A 16,869-nucleotide genomic window follows, 5' to 3' on the forward strand; every position below is an offset into this window, starting at 1 on the left:
CCGGCCGGGCTCGGGCTAGTCGGGCTCGGGCTCGTCCGGAGCCCCGTCCTTCGCAGCGACCCGGGTGAAGAACGAGATGCGGCCGTTGGTCTCGAGGATCGCCAGTTCGATCTCCGAGAAACGGCGGATGCCGTTCTGCCGGGCCGCGGCAAGGAGGTCGTCGAGCGACAAACGTTCCCGCCGAAGGTTCTTCATGTCCGGTTCGCCCTGTTCGACGATGACCACCGGCACGCCGTGCGTGATCCCCCGCAGCCTCGGGAAGCGCGAGTTGATCACCGTCAGGCCGAGGGTGAGCAACGCGAAGGTGCCGATGGTGAGCACGGAGGTGGTCGCCGAGACGTCGTCCTGGGTGATGCCCTGTTGGACGAGATCCCCCATCGCGACGAAGAGCACCAGCTGGAAGGTGCTGAGCTCCCCGACCGTGGAGCGACCCACGATGCGGGTGATACCCCAGAGGAAGAAGAACAGGACGAGGGCGCGGAACACGATCTCCATCAGGGCACCACCCACGTGTCGAAATAAATTGTCGCAGCCGCTGTCTCACCGTCCATGAGCGAAACCGAGCCGGACTCGCCCCACTGCTTCCCGGCGCGGATCCGCACGTCGAGGGAGAAGGTGAACTCTTCGCCGGGTGGCGGGTCGAAGGTCATGTACACCAGGCCGTCACCGGCGGTCTCCGACGCCGGTTCGGGCAGCCGGCCCCGCATCTCGAGGATCTCGAAATAGGACGTGTCGAGCGCCAGCACGATCTCGCCGTCGAAACCCCCGGGACGGCTCACCGTCACCGACCAGGGCACGTCGAGTCCGGGACGGGCGATCCGCGGATAGGTCAACTCGAGTTCGTAGCCGCCACCGGCCGCCGACATCTCGGCACTGCGCACCCCGAGCAGGCCGAGACCGCCGGCCAGCACGACGATCAGGAGCGCGACCGTCGCCGCCGCACGCAGGAAGGCGACCGACCGACTCCGCGCCACACGCCCGACGTCGTCACAGGTCGATTCGGGCGGCCGCTCCATGCGTCCACGTTGGCACAAACACCCCGCGACGGTAGGTGTTTGAGAGACCGCATCCCGGGTAGCCGCTGGTAGCACGACGGGTCACCGCCGCGTAGCACGACGGGTCACCGGCGCGGCGGATGCCGTGAACACCCCTGAATTCCCCACACGGAAGATCGAACCCGAGGAGCATCCATGTTTCGTCACACCGACCATCTGCAGTTCGACGTCAAGCCGGAGAAGCCCGATCCCGTCTACGCCCGCAAACTCCAGGAGCTGATCGGCGGGGCCTACGGCGAGATGACCGTGACCATGCAGTACCTCTTCCAGGGCTGGAACTGTCGCATGCCAGGCAAGTACAAGGACATGATCATGGACGTGGCGACCGAGGAGATCGGTCACGTCGAGATGATCGCCACCATGGTGGCGCGTCTGCTCGAAGGCGCACCTGCCACGGAGTCGACCAAGAACGCGGCCGCCGATCCCGTCGTCGCGGCGGTGCTCGGTGGCATGGACCCGCAGCAGGCCATCGTCTCCGGTGGCGGCCCGACCCTCGCCGACAGCAACGGTGTGCCGTGGAACGGCCGCTTCATCGTCGCCAGCGGCAACCTGCTCGCCGACTTCCGGGCCAACGTCGCCGCCGAAGCGCAGGGCCGGGTGCAGACCGCGCGGCTGTACAACATGACCGACGATCCGGGCGTCAAGGACATGCTCCGGTTCAATCTGGCCCGCGACACCTACCACCAGAACCTGTGGCTCGCCGCCATCGAGGAACTGAAGGCCGACGGCATCGAACCCAGCCCCATCGCGCCGAACGCCCTGTTCGACGAGGAGCACTCGGAACACGCCTCGAGCCTGTGGCACCTGTCGGACGGCGCGGCCTCCGATCAGGGTCGCTGGGCGCACGGCACCGGCCCCGACGGGACGACGCCCATGTCGTTCCTGCCCGATCCCGTCCCGCTCGGTGACGTGGCGAGCGCTCCCCCGCCGGACCCGAAGCTGTACGCCAGCTACGACGGGTCGCAGGGCGAACCGCGTTCGGCCGCACTGGGAACCGAGAAGGGACTCATGGGCAAGATGAAGGACGCCCTCGATCCCGACACCCCGTAATCCCGGCACGTTACGAGCCGCCCCGATCCGCACGGACCGGGGCGGCCGTCGTCGGGACCTACGCGCTGCGGCGTGAGTCGTTCCCCACGTCGAAGCGCTCGTGGTACCAGCGTGTCGCCTCGTCGAGGACCTCCCGTGCGATCCGCGCGTGCGGCCGGACGTCGACGAGCAGCGGTTCGTGATCGGAGCCGCGGCCCACCATCCGTCCGGTGAGCAGCCACGCGAAGCGGCCGTCCTCCTGGGCGGGTTCGGAGTACTTGCAGAGCCGGCGGGCCACCCAGTCCTTGACCGGCCGCCGCCACCACGGCTCCGGCGAGATCGTCGTGGCGGACAGGCCCGGCAGGGTCACGTTCGCCTCGTGGTCGCGGCTCGGGCCGTCCTCGGCGTCGGCCACCGGTCCTTTCGAATACCTCAGGTACAGCAGCGGATCGGTGGCGAGGTCCGCGAGCTGATCGAGCGAGGTGACGAGCGGCATGTCGTCGGGATCGGGCTGATAGCCGTGCACAGAAGTACCCACCGGATCCCCTTCCTTCCGATGCCGTCCGTCGGACGGTGGTCCGGAAGGATTCCCGGACGTGCCGAGAAGAAACCCATGGGGGTCACCGGTCGTCGCCCGGACCCCCTGCGTCGAGGCGACGACCGGTGACGGTGACCACGTTATCGGCGGCCACCGACGAACGCCGGAAATTCGGCGTTCCTTCCGGAAGGATAGATGTCCTTCCGAAATCCGGGTGGTTCCGAGAACCCTAAGAGTGAAATGAGAACACTTCGGACACAAAATTTTTCGTCGGCGAAACAAGCACGTGACCGAGGCGGAAAACCGCTCCTAGAAGACAGCTTCATCGAGCCGTGCGTCTACGGCCCGACGGCGACATTCCGTCACGACGTTCCCCATTCATCCCCCGATTTATCGGTCCCCACAACCTTCGGGAAAGGTACAGCAGGGCCGAAGCCACGAACAAGATCTGTACGCATACCGAACACGTGAAGTATCTCACATCCGACCCGGCGGCAGGTCGGGGACGGTAATACCGACCACATCAGGGAGCCGGAAGTCGAGCCACGGCCGCGCGGATTTTATTATCGCCACGAATGAACCGGAACGACAGGAAGATTCGAGGGCGAGGGCGGTCGAGAAATCACCCTCCCTTTCACCCTCGGGTGGAAACCGGATGGGGGTGGGCTCGGCATGCCGATGTTTTTCGTGGGCGCAGTGGTGGCGGTGGCGCTGGTCGCCGCCCTCTACCGGCGCCCGCAACGCGGCCTGCTGCTGGTCGCCGCCCTCACTCCCCTGCAAGGCCTCCTGACCGTGATCCCGGGTGGGCGGACGGTGACCCACTGGCGGGAGTTCGTCCTCATCGTCGCACTCGCCGCCGCGTTCACCGGACCGGCCCGGCGCCGGCGGACGGCGACCGCGGCGCCGCGCTGGGCCACCCTCGGAGCCGGGGGTGCGCTGGGGTTGATGGTCGCACTCGTGGCCGCGAGCCTGGCCGGGCTCATCCCCTTCGAGTTCACCTACCTGTACCTCACGATCCCCGTCATCCTGTGGCGGGCACCCTTCGACGCCCGCGACCGCGACGGGCTCGTGACGATCCTGATGGTCGCCGGGTTCGTCACCGCCGTGCTCGGTCTCGTCCAACAGGTGCTCGGCGCCGACCGGCTCGCGGAGCTCGGCTACCGCTGGGACGAACACCTGCACACTCATCGTGGGTTCCTGCACAGCTTCAGCACCTTCGCGACCCCGCGCGAGTTCGGGCTGTTCATCATGCTCAGCCTGGTCGTCGGCTGCGCGGTCGCGTTCGCCGACCCACGGCGGCGGCGCAACAGGCTGTTCCTGTGCGCGACGCCGATCCTGTTGCTCGGGCTGGGGATGACGATCATGCCCGCCTGCTACATCGGCCTGACGGTCGGGTTGCTGTGGCTCGCCGTCCACCGTTTCCGCGCCCTGTTCGTCGTCTTCGGCGGCCTGGCCGTGGTCACTCCGATCGCCCTCCTGCTCCTGCCGAGCTCGGTTCTCGCGCCGGTGTTCTCGTCGGTGGGTCTCGGCGCGCGCGGCCCGTCGCAGCCGACGTCGTCGCTGTGGGTGCGGCCGTTCGGGCAGAACACCGCGGTGGACACGCTCGCGCAGCTCGACGCGGGGTCGTACCGCCCCGAGAGCTACTACACGAAACTCGCCGTGGACTTCGGCCTGATCGGGGTGTGGTTGTTCGTCCTGGTGCTCGTGGTTGCGGCCGCGTCGACCCTGTACGCCTCGCGGCGGCTGCGCGGACAGGACGCAGCCTTCGCGCTCGGGGTCAGCGCCACGGTGGTCGCCTGCGTCGTCGCCACCACCATGGCCACCTATCCCGAGATCATCTCGCTCGAGGTCTACTTCTGGATGCTGGTGGGCGCCGTCGGATGCGCGATGATGCAGCGCACCCCCGCGCCCCGTATCGAGGAGCCCGACCCCGCACCGTGCCGCCGGCTCACGCAGGTCGGATGAGATTCAGGCCGTGAGGGCGCCCGTGACGCCGTCGAGGATGCGGTCGAGGATCTGCGCCGAGGTCGCGAAGTTGATCCGCAGGCAGTTGGTCGCGTTGCTGCCGAAGCGCAGACCACCGTCGACGAGGATCCGCCCCTGCTCCCGCACCCGGGTGACGGGATCGCCGATGCCGAGAGGCGCCGCGTTCACCCAGGTCAGATAGGTTCCCTCGGGGAGATGATGGCGGGCCTGCGGGATCCTCTCACGCAGCACCGAGTCGACGATGCGGCGATTGCGGTCGAGCACCTTCAGCAGGTCGCGCTGCCAGTCGTCGCACTCCTGCCAGGCCGCGAGCGTGGCGATCACCCCGGGGACGGACACCGCCCCGTACAGATCGAACGGCTCGGCGTCGCGTCGCTTGAGCAACAGCTTCGACCCGAAGTGCACCACCGCGCACCGCAGACCGGCCAGGTTGAACGCCTTGCTCGCCGAAGTGAGGGTGACCGTCCGCGCCTCGACCTCCGGCCCGAGGGAGGCGAATGGGATGTGCTGATGCGGCGGGTAGGTCAGCTCGGCGTGGATCTCGTCGCTGATCACGAGCATGTCGTACCGCTCCGCGATGTCGGCGATGCGCTCGAGTTCCTCGCGGGTGTGGACGCGGCCCGTCGGGTTGTGCGGGTTGACGAGCACCAGCACGCGGGGCCGGCGCCGCGCGACCATCGGTTCGAACGATTCGAAGTCCGGGGCCCACCCCTCGCCGTGGTCGACGAACGGGAAGTCGATCTGCTGCAGCCCCATCCGCCGCAGCGATGCCAGGAAGGGCGGGTAGTTGGGCGTCTGGATCGCGACGGCGTCGCCGCGCATCGTGCTCAGACGCAACACGACCTGCAGCGCCTGGATGAGGTCGGTCTGCTCCCGGACCGCATCGGGATCGGGTTCCCAGCCGTACCGGTCGCGCATGCGACGGGAGAACTCCTCCCGCAGCGGGGTGCCGTGGAACCAGTCGGGATAGCCGAGGTCGTTGCGTTCGATCCGCTCGTGCAGCGCCCGCGCGATCGGCGGCGCCACCGGGAAGTCCATGTCCGCGACCCAGGCGGGGGTCAGGCCGTCGGCGACCGCACGGGACCACTTGGCCCCGGCACGAGCCGACAGGGCGTCGACATCGAGATCGTCGAAACCGGGCACGTCGACCCGCTCGACCGTGAATCGCTCGTGGCTGGTCATGGTGGAGAGGATGACACGGTTCGCGGCGGAACGCTCGGCAAACCTCAGGCCGCGGGACGCTCGCCGGTGACGAAGAAGATGAGGCGATCGGCGACGTCGACGGCCTGGTCGCCGAAGCGTCCGTAGAAGCGGGCGACGAGGGCGGTGTCGACGGCGGTCGGGATGTCGCCGTCCCAGTCCGGGCCCTCGAGAGTCGCCAGGACGCGCGAGTGCGCCTTGTCGAGTTCGTCCTCGAAGGCGTGGACGCCGCTGATGGTCTCGAGGTCGAACTCCGCGAACGCCCCGCGCAGGACCTCCACGATCTGCGCGGCGAGATCGGCCATCCGGCGCAGGTCGTCGCGCAGGACGTCGGACACCAGCGACTCCGGGTGACGCCGGCGCACGGCCCGCGCGATGTGGAGGCTGAGTTCGCCCATGCGGGTGAGGTCGCTGGTGATGCGGACGGCGGAGAAGACCAGTCGCAGGTCGGCGGCGACCGGGCCCTGCAGGGCGAGGATCCTCACCGCGCGTTCGGAGCAGTCGGTGTCGAGCTCGGCGATGCGCGAGTCGAGGTCGAGTGCCTGCTGGGCGGCTTCGAGATCGGTGTCGAACAGGGCGCGGGTGGCCAGATCGAGTCCCTCGCCGGCCAGGGCCGCGAGCTCACCGAGGCGGACGACGAGCTCGTCGAGTTGCCCCTTGAACGCCTCTCTCATGGCTCAGTCCTCTCCGCGGCGGGTCCGGTCGGCATACCCGGACCATTATGGTGCGAATCGTCGCGGTGGTCGGACGTCGCCTAGCGGCTCGCCTCGAGCATCTCGCCGGAAGCCACGTCCTCGGTGGCCGGTGCTGCGCGGCGATCGTCCATTCGGGCGAGATGAGCCTTGATCCATTCGGTGCTTCCCGGCGTCGCGGTATCGTACTGCGGGGTGCCGGCAATGCAGGTCGTCAATGGTGTTCCTCGTGTAATCGCCGAAGTGCTCGGCTGCGCAGATCACATCCATCCCCTGACGTGACCTCAATCACTATAGCGCGTCGCGGGGGACCTTCAACTCGAGGGCCGGAACGACGGCCGGCAACACCCCGAAGGATGCCGCCGGCCGGATGTCGAGCGAGGTCAGAAGCGGATTCCGGTCAGATCGCGCAGGAACTGCCGGAGGAACGCCAGCGGATTCGCCGGTTCAGGGGCGGGCTGCGCCTGCGGCACCTCGGCTCGCTGCGGGGCGGGCTGCGCGGCCTGCGGAGCCGCATCGCCGACGGTGACGGTGATGCCCCCGGTGAAGGGGCGGCCGTTCGCATCGAAGATGTTCTCGTAGCGGGTGCCGGCGGCGTCCTGACAGCCCCAGAAGACCTTGTAGGTACCGGCGGTGATCGCCTCGGGTCCGACGGCGGCCGGCCCGCCGTTCACGACGTAGACCGCCTTCGACGTGCTGGTGTTGCGCACCGAGAACGTCGAACCGGCGGGCTGACCGTCGATGCGGCCCGACGGTTCGGCCGTGTCGGCGACCCCCTGCTTCAGGACGTAGGTGACGCAGGTGACGCCGAGGTTCACGTCGGCCTGCAACAGGTCGAAGTCCACGACGATGCCGCCGTCGCGGGCCTCGGCCGACACGCTCGGACCGGCCGCCGCCGAGGTGCCCGGCACGGCGAGCGCCAGCAGTGCGGCTCCGGACGCCACGAGGGCGGCCTTCTTCCCCACGGATTCCATCGAATTTCCTCCCCTTGATGCGATGACGGCGCCCCGCGTGATCGACAGCGGAACGCCCCCGGAGACGTTACTTCAGCGACCTGCCGTGACGAGGGAGCGGCTCAGTGTCCGGACGCGCTGCGGTCGACGTGCCCGAGATCGCGGGTCGGGTCGACGATGTCGCGGACCCGCTGCTTGAGCGTGGCGATGTCAGGGAAGCCCTTGTCCTCCTTGCGGTCCCATACGGTCGTGTCGTCCACGACGACCCGGAAGACCCCGCCGGTGCCGGGCACCAGGGCGACCTCGCCGAGATCGGTTCCGAAGGTGTTCAGCAGTTCCTGCGCCATCCAGCCCGCACGCAGCAGCCACTTGCACTGTGTGCAGTAGGTGATCGCGACCCTCGGTGCCCGTTCCGTCATGGCAGGAAGGATATCGGGCCTGCTGTGGGCGCACCGGCCGGGAAAGTTGATGAAGCCCCGGCAATCGTGGTGGGGGACAGGCCGGGGCTTCTGCACGGACCGACGATGGGGGGTAACCGGTCCGTGCGGATCGTCCTCGCAGGGGGTAGGAGGACGACCCGACACAAGTTTAGACGTTTATTTTTGTTACTCGCGAGTACCGTTCTGCGGCATTTGTCCGGCATTTCCAGGGGAATCTCAGGACACGAGCGGAGGGACCGCGGAGTCGCGCTGCGCCCGCTGGGCCTCGACCAGCTCCTCCTCCGTCTCCGCAACGAAGAGGAAGCGCCCGAGGACGACGGCGGCGAGAGCGGACAGAGCCAGCCACAACGCCAGACCCGAAACGATCCACACCCACATGACTGACAGTGTGCGCGAACGCCGGGCGTTCGCCAAACCCCGCAGATCACAACAAGGTTGCGATCTCAGCGCGACCGGGAACGATCACAACTCGGAGCGGGCTCAGCTGGGGCGAGCGTCAGGATGCCGGTGCACGAAGTTCAGATACGCCTTCGACGGCGTCGGACCGCGCTGCCCCTGGTACTTCGAGCCCACCTGCGCACTGCCGTAGGGATGCTCGGCCGGGCTGGTCAGCCGGAACAGGCACAGCTGACCGATCTTCATCCCCGGCCACAGGGTGATCGGCAGGTTCGCGACGTTCGACAACTCGAGGGTGATGTGCCCGTCGAAACCCGGATCGATGAACCCCGCGGTGGAGTGCGTCAGGAGGCCGAGCCGACCGAGCGACGACTTGCCCTCGAGGCGACCGGCGAGGTCGGCGGGCAGGGTGCAGCGTTCCATCGTCGACCCGAGCACGAACTCGCCGGGGTGCAGCACGAACGGCTCGCCCTCCGGCACCTGCACCAGCGAGGTCAGTTCGTCCTGCTGCTGAGCCGGGTCGATGTGCGTGTAGCGGGTGTTGTTGAAGACGCGGAACAGGCTGTCGAGCCGGACGTCCACGCTCGACGGCTGCACGAGCTCCGGATCGAACGGGTCGATGCCCATATGCCCGGCAGCGATCTGGGCGCGGATGTCACGATCGGAGAGCAGCACGGATAGAGGTTAACAACCGTGCGATCGTCCGGTCCTATGTGGCCGAGTAGCGCCGCAACTGCAGCGACAGGGTCAGCAGCAGTTCGGTGCACTCCTCGACGACCTCGTCGTGGGTCAGCGGGACGGTGCCGTCGAGCCACGCCGTGAGCGCCTGCGCGAGCCCGCCGACGACGTAGTGGGCGGCCATGTCGAGCCGCGGGCTGTGCTCGAGTGCGTAGATGTTCTCGGCCTGCGCGGTGACGAGACCGGCGAACATGCGGGTCGACTCGAGGCGCCGCTTCGCGAGCTGCGGGTTGGCCTGGCTGACGGAGAAGAGCATGCGGCCCAGGCGCGGATCCTCGTCGATCTCCTTGACGATGTTCTCCACGCACGCCCGCACGATCGCCCGGTCGTCCTTCGGTGCGGTCGTCACCGCGGCGAGGGTGCTCTCCGCGATGCGCTGGACGACGTGGTCGTAGACGGCACCGGTGAGTTCGTCGCGGTCTGCGAAGCTCTCGTAGAAGTACCGCGACGCCAGGCCCGCGCGCTTGCAGACGCCGCGGACCGACAGCGTCGACTCCCCATCGGCGGCCCCGAGCAGGTCGAGACCGGCCTCGATCAGCTGTGCGCGACGATCGGCCTGTCGTTCCTCACCCGCGCGTCCACCGTAGAGCCGTCCTGATGCCATGTCCCTATCTTTGCAGCGTTCGGGCTTTACGCCCCAACCGGATCTGAGTACATTCGTTTCCACTTGGATCACGGGAGGGAACTTCGATGACGACGACCGTCGACAAGCCCGTCGGACTCGACGACACGATGGACGGACTCGGCCTGGCCGCCGGCGCAGCGAACATCATCATGCAACTGTCGTGGCCCGGTGTCGGGTACGGCGTCTACGAGAGCCGCGTGGAGTCGGGTCGCCTGTACGACCATCCGATCAAGCGCACCCGCACCACACTCACCTACCTCGCCGTCGCCGCGCGCGGCACCGACGACGAGAAGCGCCTGTTCCGTCGGGGCGTGAACAAGGCCCACGCGCAGGTGCGTTCCACCGAATCCAGCCCGGTCGAGTACAACGCGATGGATCCCGAGCTCCAGCTGTGGGTCGCGGCGTGCATCTATCGCGGCTTCGAGGACGTGCACCGCGCCCTGTACGGGCCGATCCCCGACCACGCGATCGAGTACTTCTATCGGAACGGCGCCACCTTCGGCACCACGCTGCAGGTGCGACCCGAGATGTGGCCGAAGGACCGCGCCACGTTCGAGCAGTACTGGAACGACAATCTGCACAAGGTGAAGATCGACGACCGGATCCGCGAGCACCTGCTGTCGATCGCCCGCATCGAGTTCCTGCCCGAACCCGTCCCGACGCTGTTCGGCCCGCTCAACCTGTTCTTCACCGCCGGCTTCCTGCCGCCGCTGTTCCGCGAGCAGATGCGGCTGAAGTGGACGCCCCGCGACCAGCGTCGCTTCGACCGCGTCATGCGGACCCTCGGCGCAGTGAACAAGCGGCTGCCGGTGCCGGTGCGGGAACTCCCCTACCGTCTGCTGCTGGCCGACATGCGGTGGCGGATCCGGACGGGACGCCCCCTCGTGTAGGGGGTCCGTGATCTGCGCGGAGAGTCTGCTACAGTTTGCTCCGAAGCTTGGGCCGGAGCCGGTGAGAATCGGCAAAAGCCCAGCGTGCCGATGTAGTTCAATGGTAGAACATCAGCTTCCCAAGCTGAGAACGCGGGTTCGATTCCCGTCATCGGCTCAGCCCCGAAGGCCCCGACCCACCTGGTCGGGGCCTTCGTCGTCTCACCGAAACTTCGGGGAGGGTGTGTCCGGTTTTCGCGAGATTTCCGGACACACCCTCCCTGAAGTTCACTCGAGATACGACGCGTAGTCGGCGTAGGGCACCTGGCCGGTGGGGCTCGCCTCGATCGCGGCAGCGACCTCGGGCGGAATGGGGGCCCAGTAGGCCGGCATCGCCGCGGCGAGGGTGGGGCTCACGGCGTAGATGAGTGCGAAGTTCACGATCCACAACGGCGGGCCCATCGACATGCCGACGGTCGAGTTCACCCCACCCTTCGTGTTGGTGATCAGCTGCGCGGTGCCGGACATCTGTTGCGCCGCGAACCCGTAGGCCGCCTCGATCGGGTACGCCGACCGGTACAGCGCCACCAGGGTGTCCGTCGCGTCGTTGTTCCGCAGCCAGGTGTCGACGTATCCGCCGGGCGCGATGAGGGTGTTCACCTGCCGCGTCGGCGCCGACATGTTGGCGGGGCTCTGCAGCATGCCGTCGGGCGTCACGTAGAGGCCGTAGCTGCCCAGCACCGACGGGGTGGAGACACCGTTCACCTCGGAGTACAGGGGGTGGCCGGTCGTGTTGACGAGGATGTCGATGGAGGCCTGGATGATGGCGGCGGCCTCCGCGTCACCGCCCACTCCCCCACCGGTGGTGAAATCACGGGCCTGCTGCTCGGACAGCGCGTCCGCCGGGCTCAGCCCGATCTGCCGGGCGATCTCCTCGGCCCGCTGCTGCCCGATCGGCGCGTGCAGCTGGGACGGATCGGAGAGCTGCGTCGGCGCCAGATGTTCGTAGGCGGGGGCGCCGGAGAAGGGGAACGAGAAGCCGGTGACGACGGGATCCGCCGACGCCGTGGGGACGGTCCACAGGGCGAGCAGCCCCATGAGTGCCACCATCGTGAGGGTCCTGGATCTGTGCCGTCGTGCGGATGTCCGTGTGCTGCGCATGGGTCCTCCCGGGGCGCCGTCGCGGATGGGGACACACGTGTGCATTTCAGTGAACGCCCGGCACGAAAGGGCGTCAACGGCAGCGGAGGGTGAAACGCGGGGGAGGTTTCGTCTGTTTTCCGCCGCCGGATTTCCGGTCGTATCCTCCCCGAACGCAGCGTGGCCGCCACCGGGAGGGGTGACGGCCACGTGGGCTGCAGTGACGATCAGACGGTCGCGGCGGCGGCCTCGGCCGGGGTGCCCGTGCGGATCAGGTGGTCGAAGGCACCGAGCGCGGCGGTCGCGCCGGCACCTGCGGAGACGATGATCTGCTTGTACGGGACAGTCGTGCAGTCGCCGGCGGCGAAGACGCCCGGCACCGAGGTGCGGCCGTGGTCGTCGACGACGATCTCGCCGCGCGGGCTGAGCTCGACCGTGCCCTTCAGCCAGTCGGTGTTCGGCAGCAGGCCGATCTGGACGAACACACCGTCGAGGTCGAGCTTGCGCGACTCGTCGGTGGTGCGGTCGGTGTAGGTCAGGCCGGTGACCTTCGAGCCGTCGCCGAGGACCTCGGTGGTGAGGGCGCTGACGATGATGTCGACGTTCGGCAGGCTGCGGAGCTTGCTCTGCAGGACCTCGTCGGCGCGCAGCACCGAGTCGAACTCGATGAGGGTCACGTGGGCGACGACGCCGGCGAGGTCGATGGCCGCCTCGACACCGGAGTTGCCGCCACCGATCACGGCGACGCGCTTGCCCTTGAACAGCGGGCCGTCGCAGTGCGGGCAGTAGGTGACGCCCTTGTTGCGGTACTCCTGCTCACCGGGGACGTTCATCGAGCGCCAGCGGGCACCGGTGGCGAGCACGACGGTGCGGGACAGCAGCCGCGCGCCGCTCTCCAGCTCGACCTCGACGAGGCCGCCCTCTGTGGGGGCCGGGGTGAGCTTCGCGGCCTTCTGGGTGTTCATGATGTCCACGTCGTACTGACGGGTGTGGTTCTCGAGCGCGGCGGCGAACTTCGGGCCCTCGGTGTAGGGGACCGACGAGAAGTTCTCGATGCCCATGGTGTCGAGCACCTGGCCGCCGAAGCGCTCGGCGACGACACCGGTTCGGATTCCCTTGCGGGCGGCGTAGATCGCGGCGGTCGCGCCGGCGGGGCCGCCACCGACGACGAGGACGTCGAAGGGGTCCTTCTCGGAGATCGCGGCGGCGGTGCGCTCGGCGGAGCCCGAGTCGAGCTTCGCGACGATCTGCTCGAGGTTCATGCGACCGGAGCCGAACAGCTCACCGTTGAGGAAGACCGTGGGCACGGCCATGACCTGGCGGGCGTCGACCTCGTCCTGGAAGAGGGAGCCCTCGATGGCGGTGTGCTTGATGCGCGGATTGACCGTGCACATCACGTTCAGGGCCTGGACGACGTCCGGGCAGTTCTGGCACGACAGCGAGAAGTAGGTCTCGAAGTGGTAGTCGCCCTCGAGGTTGCGAACCTGGTCGAGCAGCTCGGCGGCTTCCTTGGAGGGGTGGCCACCGACCTGCAGCAGGGCGAGGACGAGGGAGGTGAACTCGTGGCCGAGCGGGATGCCTGCGAACTCGACGGCGATGTCGGTGCCGGTCCGGCGAATGAGGAAGGAGGGGCGACGGGTGGCTTCACCGTCGCGCACGTGGGTGACCAGGGCGGACATACCGGCGATCTGGTCGAGAAGCTGGGCGAGTTCCGCGGACTTCGGGCTGTCGTCGAGGGAGGACACCAGCTCGATCGGCGAGGTGACCTTCCCGAGAAGCGACTCGAGCTGGGCAGCGAGAGGTGCATCGAGCATGAGGATCAACTCCAGAGGTGGAAGAACTTGCGACCTGAAGGGATGTGGGAGTCGGCGAACCTCTCGGCTCGAGCCGAACGCGACCCGGACGGGGCCGGTGGCGCGGGAGAGCTCCCGCGCCACCGGAAACGATTCCGCCGAATCAGATCTTGCCGACGAGATCCAGGGACGGAGCGAGGGTGGCGTCGCCCTCTTCCCACTTGGCCGGGCAGACCTCGCCCGGGTGGCTGCGGACGTACTGCGCGGCCTTGACCTTGCGGACGAGCTCAGCGGCGTTGCGGCCGATGCCCTCGGCGGTGACCTCGGTGAACTGGATGACACCGTCGGGGTCGACGAGGAAGGTGCCGCGGTCGGCGAGACCCTGCTCCTCGCGGAGGACCTCGAAGTTGGTGCTGATCTGCAGGGTGGGATCGCCGATCATCGCGTACTTGATCTTGCCGATGGTCTCGGACGACGAGTGCCACGCCTTGTGGGTGAAGTGGGTGTCGGTCGAGACGGAGAAGACCTCGACGCCCAGCTTCTGCAGCTCCTCGTAGTGGTCCGCGAGGTCACCGAGCTCGGTGGGGCAGACGAACGTGAAGTCGGCGGGGTAGAAGAAGAAGATCGCCCACTTGCCCTTGATGTCCTCGTCGGACACGGTCACGAAGGCGCCGTCCTTGAAAGCCTCGGCCTTGAACGGCTTGATCTTCTTGTTGATCAGCGACATGTAGAACCTCACTCGTACTCGATGGGGTTGACGCGTTCGACGTTAACGAGGATCGATTGATTGTGCCAATCGATTATTTCTAGAAATTCGATAAGGAAGCCCTATAACGGCGCATCGCCGCAGCTCACAGGGGTGCTGATCCGGAGCGTGTGATCAAACACACATAAGCTTAGCTATGCACACCACACCCCCGGATAGGGCACGAGGACCCCGTTCCCGGGGTCCTCGTGTCGGGGCCGTAGGCCCGTATCCGACTCAGGCGGCGAGCAACTCGTCGATCTGGCCCATCGCCAGCGAGGCACCCTCGATCACGCCCATGTCCAGCACCTGCTGCAGGGCCTCGACGGTCTCGTAGGTGCTCACGTAGGTCGCCCGCGTCCCGCCCTCGTGTTCGGCGAAGGAGTAGACGCAGCGCGCGGCCGGCATCTCCACCTTCGGGTTGAACTCCTCGTCGGCGAAGCGGTCGAGGAAGGTGAAGCTCTTGGGCTCGTCGACGGCCTCGACCTCCCAGTAGCCCGGATACTTCTCCCCCTCCGGACCGGTCATGTAGTAGAGGACGCGACCGCCCGGCTCGAGGCGGTGCTCGACGACGGTGGCCGGATGCGTGGGCGGCCCCCAGATCTTCTCCAACTGCCGCGGGTCGGCGTAGATCCGCCAGACGCGTTCCACCGGGGCGGCGAAGTCGGCGACGATGGTGAGGCTTCGGTTGTCGAGATCGTGACGAACGTCGGTGACAGGCATTTCTCAGCCTTTCTGTGGGGTGTCGGTTGCGAGGAGGTCGTCGATGCGCGCGATGCGACCGCGCCAGATCTGTTCCAGCTCGGCGAGCATGGACGCCACCGACCGCACTGCTTCCACATCGCCGCTCGCCAGCTGCTCGCGACCTCGTCGTCGCTTGGTCAGCAGGCCGGCCTTCTCCAGCACGGCGACGTGCTTCTGGACCGCGGCGAAGGACATGTCGTAGTTCGCCGCGAGCGCGGAGACCGAATGCTCCCCGGCCAGCACCCGGCGCAGGATGTCGCGTCGTGTGCGGTCGGCGAGGGCGTGGAACATGGCGTCGGTCCGGTCCTCGTCGTCTCCGCTCACCACCCGAATATACAACCGTTCGGTTGTATGTCACAAGGTTTTCGCAGAACCCCGCCGGGTATGCCCCCGGCATGAGCATCGAAGACGGCCCCGGCGACACCCTGAGTCCCAGCGAGGGCCTCGATCCCGACGAGGTGCGCAACAACGACGGCGACGACGTCGTCGACCCACCCGAGGGCTGGAGCGGAGCCGACAGGTTCGGCACGACGCAGCGCGAGGAGCAGGAAGGCGAGTCGCTCGACGAACGCCTCGCCGAGGAGGAACCCGACATCGAACCCGAGGAACCCCTCCCCACGCCCGTCGCGGCGACCCCCGACGACGAACTGACCGAGGAACTCGTCGATCACATGGTGGACGACGACACGACGGGCGGAGCAGAACACGACGACAAGCGGGCCGAGGAGGTCGACGGCACGATCGTGCAGGACTCCCGCGTCGACCGTGGTCAGGTGAGCGGAAGCCCCGAGGACGGGGACTCGATCTTCCCCGTCGTGGAGTGATCGCCCAGTCCACGCGCCTCGACTCCGGCAGCTTGGGGGTGCCCTCCGGGAAGTCGCCGAACCGGAACGATCGAGCCGTCCGGCTCGCTCGTTCCGGTGATGTCGTTCGGCGGCGAGTTCGAGCAGGGCCTTGCGGGTCGCGTCGAAACTCGCCCGGTCGTACTCCTGGTGCCATCCCGACACCGCAAAACCCTGAACGAGGGGGAGGTTGTGCGCGCCTCCATCAGGAGAAACCGCACACAAGTCCCCCGAACTCCGCTCACATCCGGGCGTCGCGGGCCATGACGAAGCTGTAGAGGCCGTACACCCCGATCCCGAGCCCGGCGAGGACGAGCAGCACCGCGCCGAACGGCTGTGCCCCGAGGGTCTTCAGGGCGCCGTCGAGCCCCGCGGCCTTCTGCGGGTCGGCCTGGAACACCGCGACGATCACGAGCACCCCGACGAGCCCGAGCGCCAGGCCCTTCGCGACGTAGCCGACGAGCCCGAGGCGCTGCACCGCCGTGCTCGGATGGCTCTTCAGGTCGTCGACGAAGTTCTTGGACACGCCCTTGTAGACGTGATAGGCCCCGACACCCAGGATGACGAGTCCCGCCACGACGAGGACGAACTTGCCGGCCCCGGACTGCAGCAACCGGGCGGTCAGGCTCGCGTTCTGCTCGCCGCTCGACCTGCCGCTCCCCCGCGCGAATCCGAAAGCGGTGTAGGCGAAGGCGAGATAGACGACGCCGACGCTGAACGCCTTGAACCGGTCGAACGGATTCGGGCCGTCGCCGGCCTCCGGTTCGGACGCCTTGCCGAACACCGCCTCGGCGAACCGCCACAGGCCCATGGCGACGAAGACGACGACCGCCACCCACAGCACCAGGGTGCCGCCGGGCCGCTCGGCGAGCTCGGCCATCGCGCCGGACTGCGAGGCCTCCTGGTCGCCGTGCCCGAAGGCCACCCGGATGGCGAGATAGCCGATGAGCAGGTGGACGACGCCGCTGCCGACGTAGCCGGCGCGCGCGAACCGCTCGAACACCGGGTTCTGCGCGACCCGTTCGGGCGATCCGGAACTCCCCTCCGAGAATCGGGAGGACCCGAACGACGTTCCGTGCCGGTT

The 16,869-nt window shown here is 67.8% G+C and carries 21 protein-coding genes and 1 tRNA gene; 5 read left to right on the forward strand and 17 right to left on the reverse strand.

The genetic code is table 11. The annotated features are described in order from the left end of the window. Positions 1-15 precede the first annotated feature (15 nt). Complete coding sequence (locus OED52_RS17875; RefSeq protein WP_264152174.1) at positions 16-495, reverse strand: DUF421 domain-containing protein; 480 nt, start codon at positions 493-495, stop codon at positions 16-18. Continuing rightward, a complete protein-coding gene (locus OED52_RS17880; RefSeq protein WP_264152175.1) occupies positions 495-1,016 on the reverse strand; it encodes a hypothetical protein in 522 nt (173 codons plus the stop codon). The genes OED52_RS17875 and OED52_RS17880 overlap by 1 nt, the downstream gene beginning before the upstream one ends. Before the next feature lie 174 nt (positions 1,017-1,190). Between OED52_RS17880 and OED52_RS17885 the strand changes: the two genes are divergently transcribed. Then, positions 1,191-2,105 carry a manganese catalase gene (locus OED52_RS17885; protein WP_264152176.1) on the forward strand — a complete coding sequence of 305 codons (915 nt, stop codon included), beginning with the start codon at positions 1,191-1,193 and terminating at the stop codon, positions 2,103-2,105. Between the two features lie 58 nt (positions 2,106-2,163). On the opposite strand, the gene OED52_RS17890 is transcribed toward OED52_RS17885, so the two are convergent. Next, positions 2,164-2,622 carry a DUF6098 family protein gene (locus OED52_RS17890; protein WP_264152177.1) on the reverse strand — a complete coding sequence of 153 codons (459 nt, stop codon included), beginning with the start codon at positions 2,620-2,622 and terminating at the stop codon, positions 2,164-2,166. Positions 2,623-3,294: 672 nt separating this feature from the next. Between OED52_RS17890 and OED52_RS17895 the strand changes: the two genes are divergently transcribed. Next, entirely contained in the window at positions 3,295-4,587 is a 1,293-nt protein-coding gene (locus OED52_RS17895) for an O-antigen ligase domain-containing protein (RefSeq protein WP_264152178.1), read from the forward strand. Between the two features lie 3 nt (positions 4,588-4,590). Here OED52_RS17895 and OED52_RS17900 read toward each other — a convergent pair whose 3' ends face one another. The 8 genes from OED52_RS17900 to OED52_RS17935 form a co-directional block, all read right to left on the reverse strand. Further along, a complete protein-coding gene (locus OED52_RS17900; RefSeq protein WP_264152179.1) occupies positions 4,591-5,790 on the reverse strand; it encodes a MalY/PatB family protein in 1,200 nt (399 codons plus the stop codon). A gap of 44 nt (positions 5,791-5,834) precedes the next feature. Continuing rightward, positions 5,835-6,482, reverse strand: coding sequence for a phosphate signaling complex protein PhoU (gene phoU, locus OED52_RS17905; protein ID WP_264152180.1), 648 nt, complete (start codon positions 6,480-6,482; stop codon positions 5,835-5,837). Positions 6,483-6,562: 80 nt separating this feature from the next. Beyond that, positions 6,563-6,718: a hypothetical protein gene (locus tag OED52_RS17910; protein ID WP_264152181.1), complete on the reverse strand. Its 156-nt coding sequence runs from the start codon at positions 6,716-6,718 to the stop codon at positions 6,563-6,565. A gap of 165 nt (positions 6,719-6,883) precedes the next feature. Then, positions 6,884-7,474: a hypothetical protein gene (locus tag OED52_RS17915; RefSeq protein ID WP_264152182.1), complete on the reverse strand. Its 591-nt coding sequence runs from the start codon at positions 7,472-7,474 to the stop codon at positions 6,884-6,886. A gap of 101 nt (positions 7,475-7,575) precedes the next feature. Beyond that, positions 7,576-7,872 carry an Rdx family protein gene (locus OED52_RS17920; protein ID WP_264152183.1) on the reverse strand — a complete coding sequence of 99 codons (297 nt, stop codon included), beginning with the start codon at positions 7,870-7,872 and terminating at the stop codon, positions 7,576-7,578. A 237-nt stretch (positions 7,873-8,109) separates the two neighbouring features. After that, a complete protein-coding gene (locus OED52_RS17925; RefSeq protein WP_264152184.1) occupies positions 8,110-8,271 on the reverse strand; it encodes a hypothetical protein in 162 nt (53 codons plus the stop codon). A 102-nt stretch (positions 8,272-8,373) separates the two neighbouring features. Beyond that, positions 8,374-8,964 carry a dCTP deaminase gene (dcd, locus tag OED52_RS17930; RefSeq protein ID WP_264152185.1) on the reverse strand — a complete coding sequence of 197 codons (591 nt, stop codon included), beginning with the start codon at positions 8,962-8,964 and terminating at the stop codon, positions 8,374-8,376. 34 nt (positions 8,965-8,998) lie between these two features. Continuing rightward, positions 8,999-9,631 carry a TetR/AcrR family transcriptional regulator gene (locus OED52_RS17935; RefSeq protein WP_264152186.1) on the reverse strand — a complete coding sequence of 211 codons (633 nt, stop codon included), beginning with the start codon at positions 9,629-9,631 and terminating at the stop codon, positions 8,999-9,001. A gap of 86 nt (positions 9,632-9,717) precedes the next feature. Between OED52_RS17935 and OED52_RS17940 the strand changes: the two genes are divergently transcribed. Then, positions 9,718-10,542: an oxygenase MpaB family protein gene (locus tag OED52_RS17940; protein ID WP_264152187.1), complete on the forward strand. Its 825-nt coding sequence runs from the start codon at positions 9,718-9,720 to the stop codon at positions 10,540-10,542. An 86-nt stretch (positions 10,543-10,628) separates the two neighbouring features. Further along, positions 10,629-10,699: transfer RNA gene (locus OED52_RS17945), tRNA-Gly, on the forward strand. Positions 10,700-10,809: 110 nt separating this feature from the next. On the opposite strand, the gene OED52_RS17950 is transcribed toward OED52_RS17945, so the two are convergent. The 5 genes from OED52_RS17950 to OED52_RS17970 all read right to left on the reverse strand — a co-directional run bounded on the left by OED52_RS17950 (position 10,810) and on the right by OED52_RS17970 (position 15,267). Next, positions 10,810-11,631 carry a hypothetical protein gene (locus tag OED52_RS17950; RefSeq protein WP_264152188.1) on the reverse strand — a complete coding sequence of 274 codons (822 nt, stop codon included), beginning with the start codon at positions 11,629-11,631 and terminating at the stop codon, positions 10,810-10,812. Positions 11,632-11,888: 257 nt separating this feature from the next. Further along, positions 11,889-13,475 (reverse strand): alkyl hydroperoxide reductase subunit F, encoded by a 1,587-nt coding sequence (ahpF, locus tag OED52_RS17955; RefSeq protein WP_264152189.1) that lies wholly within the window; start codon positions 13,473-13,475, stop codon positions 11,889-11,891. A gap of 142 nt (positions 13,476-13,617) precedes the next feature. Then, positions 13,618-14,181 carry an alkyl hydroperoxide reductase subunit C gene (gene ahpC / locus OED52_RS17960; protein ID WP_264154751.1) on the reverse strand — a complete coding sequence of 188 codons (564 nt, stop codon included), beginning with the start codon at positions 14,179-14,181 and terminating at the stop codon, positions 13,618-13,620. 255 nt (positions 14,182-14,436) lie between these two features. After that, positions 14,437-14,922 carry an SRPBCC family protein gene (locus OED52_RS17965; RefSeq protein WP_264152190.1) on the reverse strand — a complete coding sequence of 162 codons (486 nt, stop codon included), beginning with the start codon at positions 14,920-14,922 and terminating at the stop codon, positions 14,437-14,439. A 3-nt stretch (positions 14,923-14,925) separates the two neighbouring features. Then, positions 14,926-15,267 carry an ArsR/SmtB family transcription factor gene (locus tag OED52_RS17970; RefSeq protein WP_264152191.1) on the reverse strand — a complete coding sequence of 114 codons (342 nt, stop codon included), beginning with the start codon at positions 15,265-15,267 and terminating at the stop codon, positions 14,926-14,928. Positions 15,268-15,338: 71 nt separating this feature from the next. On the opposite strand from OED52_RS17970, the gene OED52_RS17975 reads away from it, so the two are divergent. Further along, positions 15,339-15,767: a hypothetical protein gene (locus OED52_RS17975; RefSeq protein WP_264152192.1), complete on the forward strand. Its 429-nt coding sequence runs from the start codon at positions 15,339-15,341 to the stop codon at positions 15,765-15,767. 259 nt (positions 15,768-16,026) lie between these two features. Here the strand turns inward: OED52_RS17975 and OED52_RS17980 are convergent, their stop codons facing one another. Next, positions 16,027-16,788: a DUF1206 domain-containing protein gene (locus OED52_RS17980; RefSeq protein ID WP_264154752.1), complete on the reverse strand. Its 762-nt coding sequence runs from the start codon at positions 16,786-16,788 to the stop codon at positions 16,027-16,029. Positions 16,789-16,869: the final 81 nt, after the last annotated feature.

The organism is Rhodococcus sp. Z13 (assembly GCF_025837095.1).
Classification (GTDB): domain Bacteria; phylum Actinomycetota; class Actinomycetes; order Mycobacteriales; family Mycobacteriaceae; genus Rhodococcus; species Rhodococcus sacchari.

Excerpts from the sequence above, each read along its gene's own strand:
- OED52_RS17875 (WP_264152174.1), bottom strand. The coding sequence starts at position 495 with ATGGAGATCGTGTTCCGCGCCCTCGTCCTGTTCTTCTTCCTCTGGGGT.
- OED52_RS17880 (WP_264152175.1), bottom strand. The coding sequence starts at position 1,016 with ATGGAGCGGCCGCCCGAATCGACCTGTGACGACGTCGGGCGTGTGGCG.
- OED52_RS17885 (WP_264152176.1), top strand. The coding sequence starts at position 1,191 with ATGTTTCGTCACACCGACCATCTGCAGTTCGACGTCAAGCCGGAGAAG.
- OED52_RS17895 (WP_264152178.1), top strand. The coding sequence starts at position 3,295 with ATGCCGATGTTTTTCGTGGGCGCAGTGGTGGCGGTGGCGCTGGTCGCC.
- OED52_RS17900 (WP_264152179.1), bottom strand. The coding sequence starts at position 5,790 with ATGACCAGCCACGAGCGATTCACGGTCGAGCGGGTCGACGTGCCCGGT.
- phoU (WP_264152180.1), bottom strand. The coding sequence starts at position 6,482 with ATGAGAGAGGCGTTCAAGGGGCAACTCGACGAGCTCGTCGTCCGCCTC.
- OED52_RS17915 (WP_264152182.1), bottom strand. The coding sequence starts at position 7,474 with ATGGAATCCGTGGGGAAGAAGGCCGCCCTCGTGGCGTCCGGAGCCGCA.
- OED52_RS17920 (WP_264152183.1), bottom strand. The coding sequence starts at position 7,872 with ATGACGGAACGGGCACCGAGGGTCGCGATCACCTACTGCACACAGTGC.
- OED52_RS17925 (WP_264152184.1), bottom strand. The coding sequence starts at position 8,271 with ATGTGGGTGTGGATCGTTTCGGGTCTGGCGTTGTGGCTGGCTCTGTCC.
- OED52_RS17935 (WP_264152186.1), bottom strand. The coding sequence starts at position 9,631 with ATGGCATCAGGACGGCTCTACGGTGGACGCGCGGGTGAGGAACGACAG.
- OED52_RS17940 (WP_264152187.1), top strand. The coding sequence starts at position 9,718 with ATGACGACGACCGTCGACAAGCCCGTCGGACTCGACGACACGATGGAC.
- OED52_RS17950 (WP_264152188.1), bottom strand. The coding sequence starts at position 11,631 with ATGGTGGCACTCATGGGGCTGCTCGCCCTGTGGACCGTCCCCACGGCG.
- ahpF (WP_264152189.1), bottom strand. The coding sequence starts at position 13,475 with ATGCTCGATGCACCTCTCGCTGCCCAGCTCGAGTCGCTTCTCGGGAAG.
- ahpC (WP_264154751.1), bottom strand. The coding sequence starts at position 14,181 with ATGTCGCTGATCAACAAGAAGATCAAGCCGTTCAAGGCCGAGGCTTTC.
- OED52_RS17965 (WP_264152190.1), bottom strand. The coding sequence starts at position 14,922 with ATGCCTGTCACCGACGTTCGTCACGATCTCGACAACCGAAGCCTCACC.
- OED52_RS17975 (WP_264152192.1), top strand. The coding sequence starts at position 15,339 with ATGAGCATCGAAGACGGCCCCGGCGACACCCTGAGTCCCAGCGAGGGC.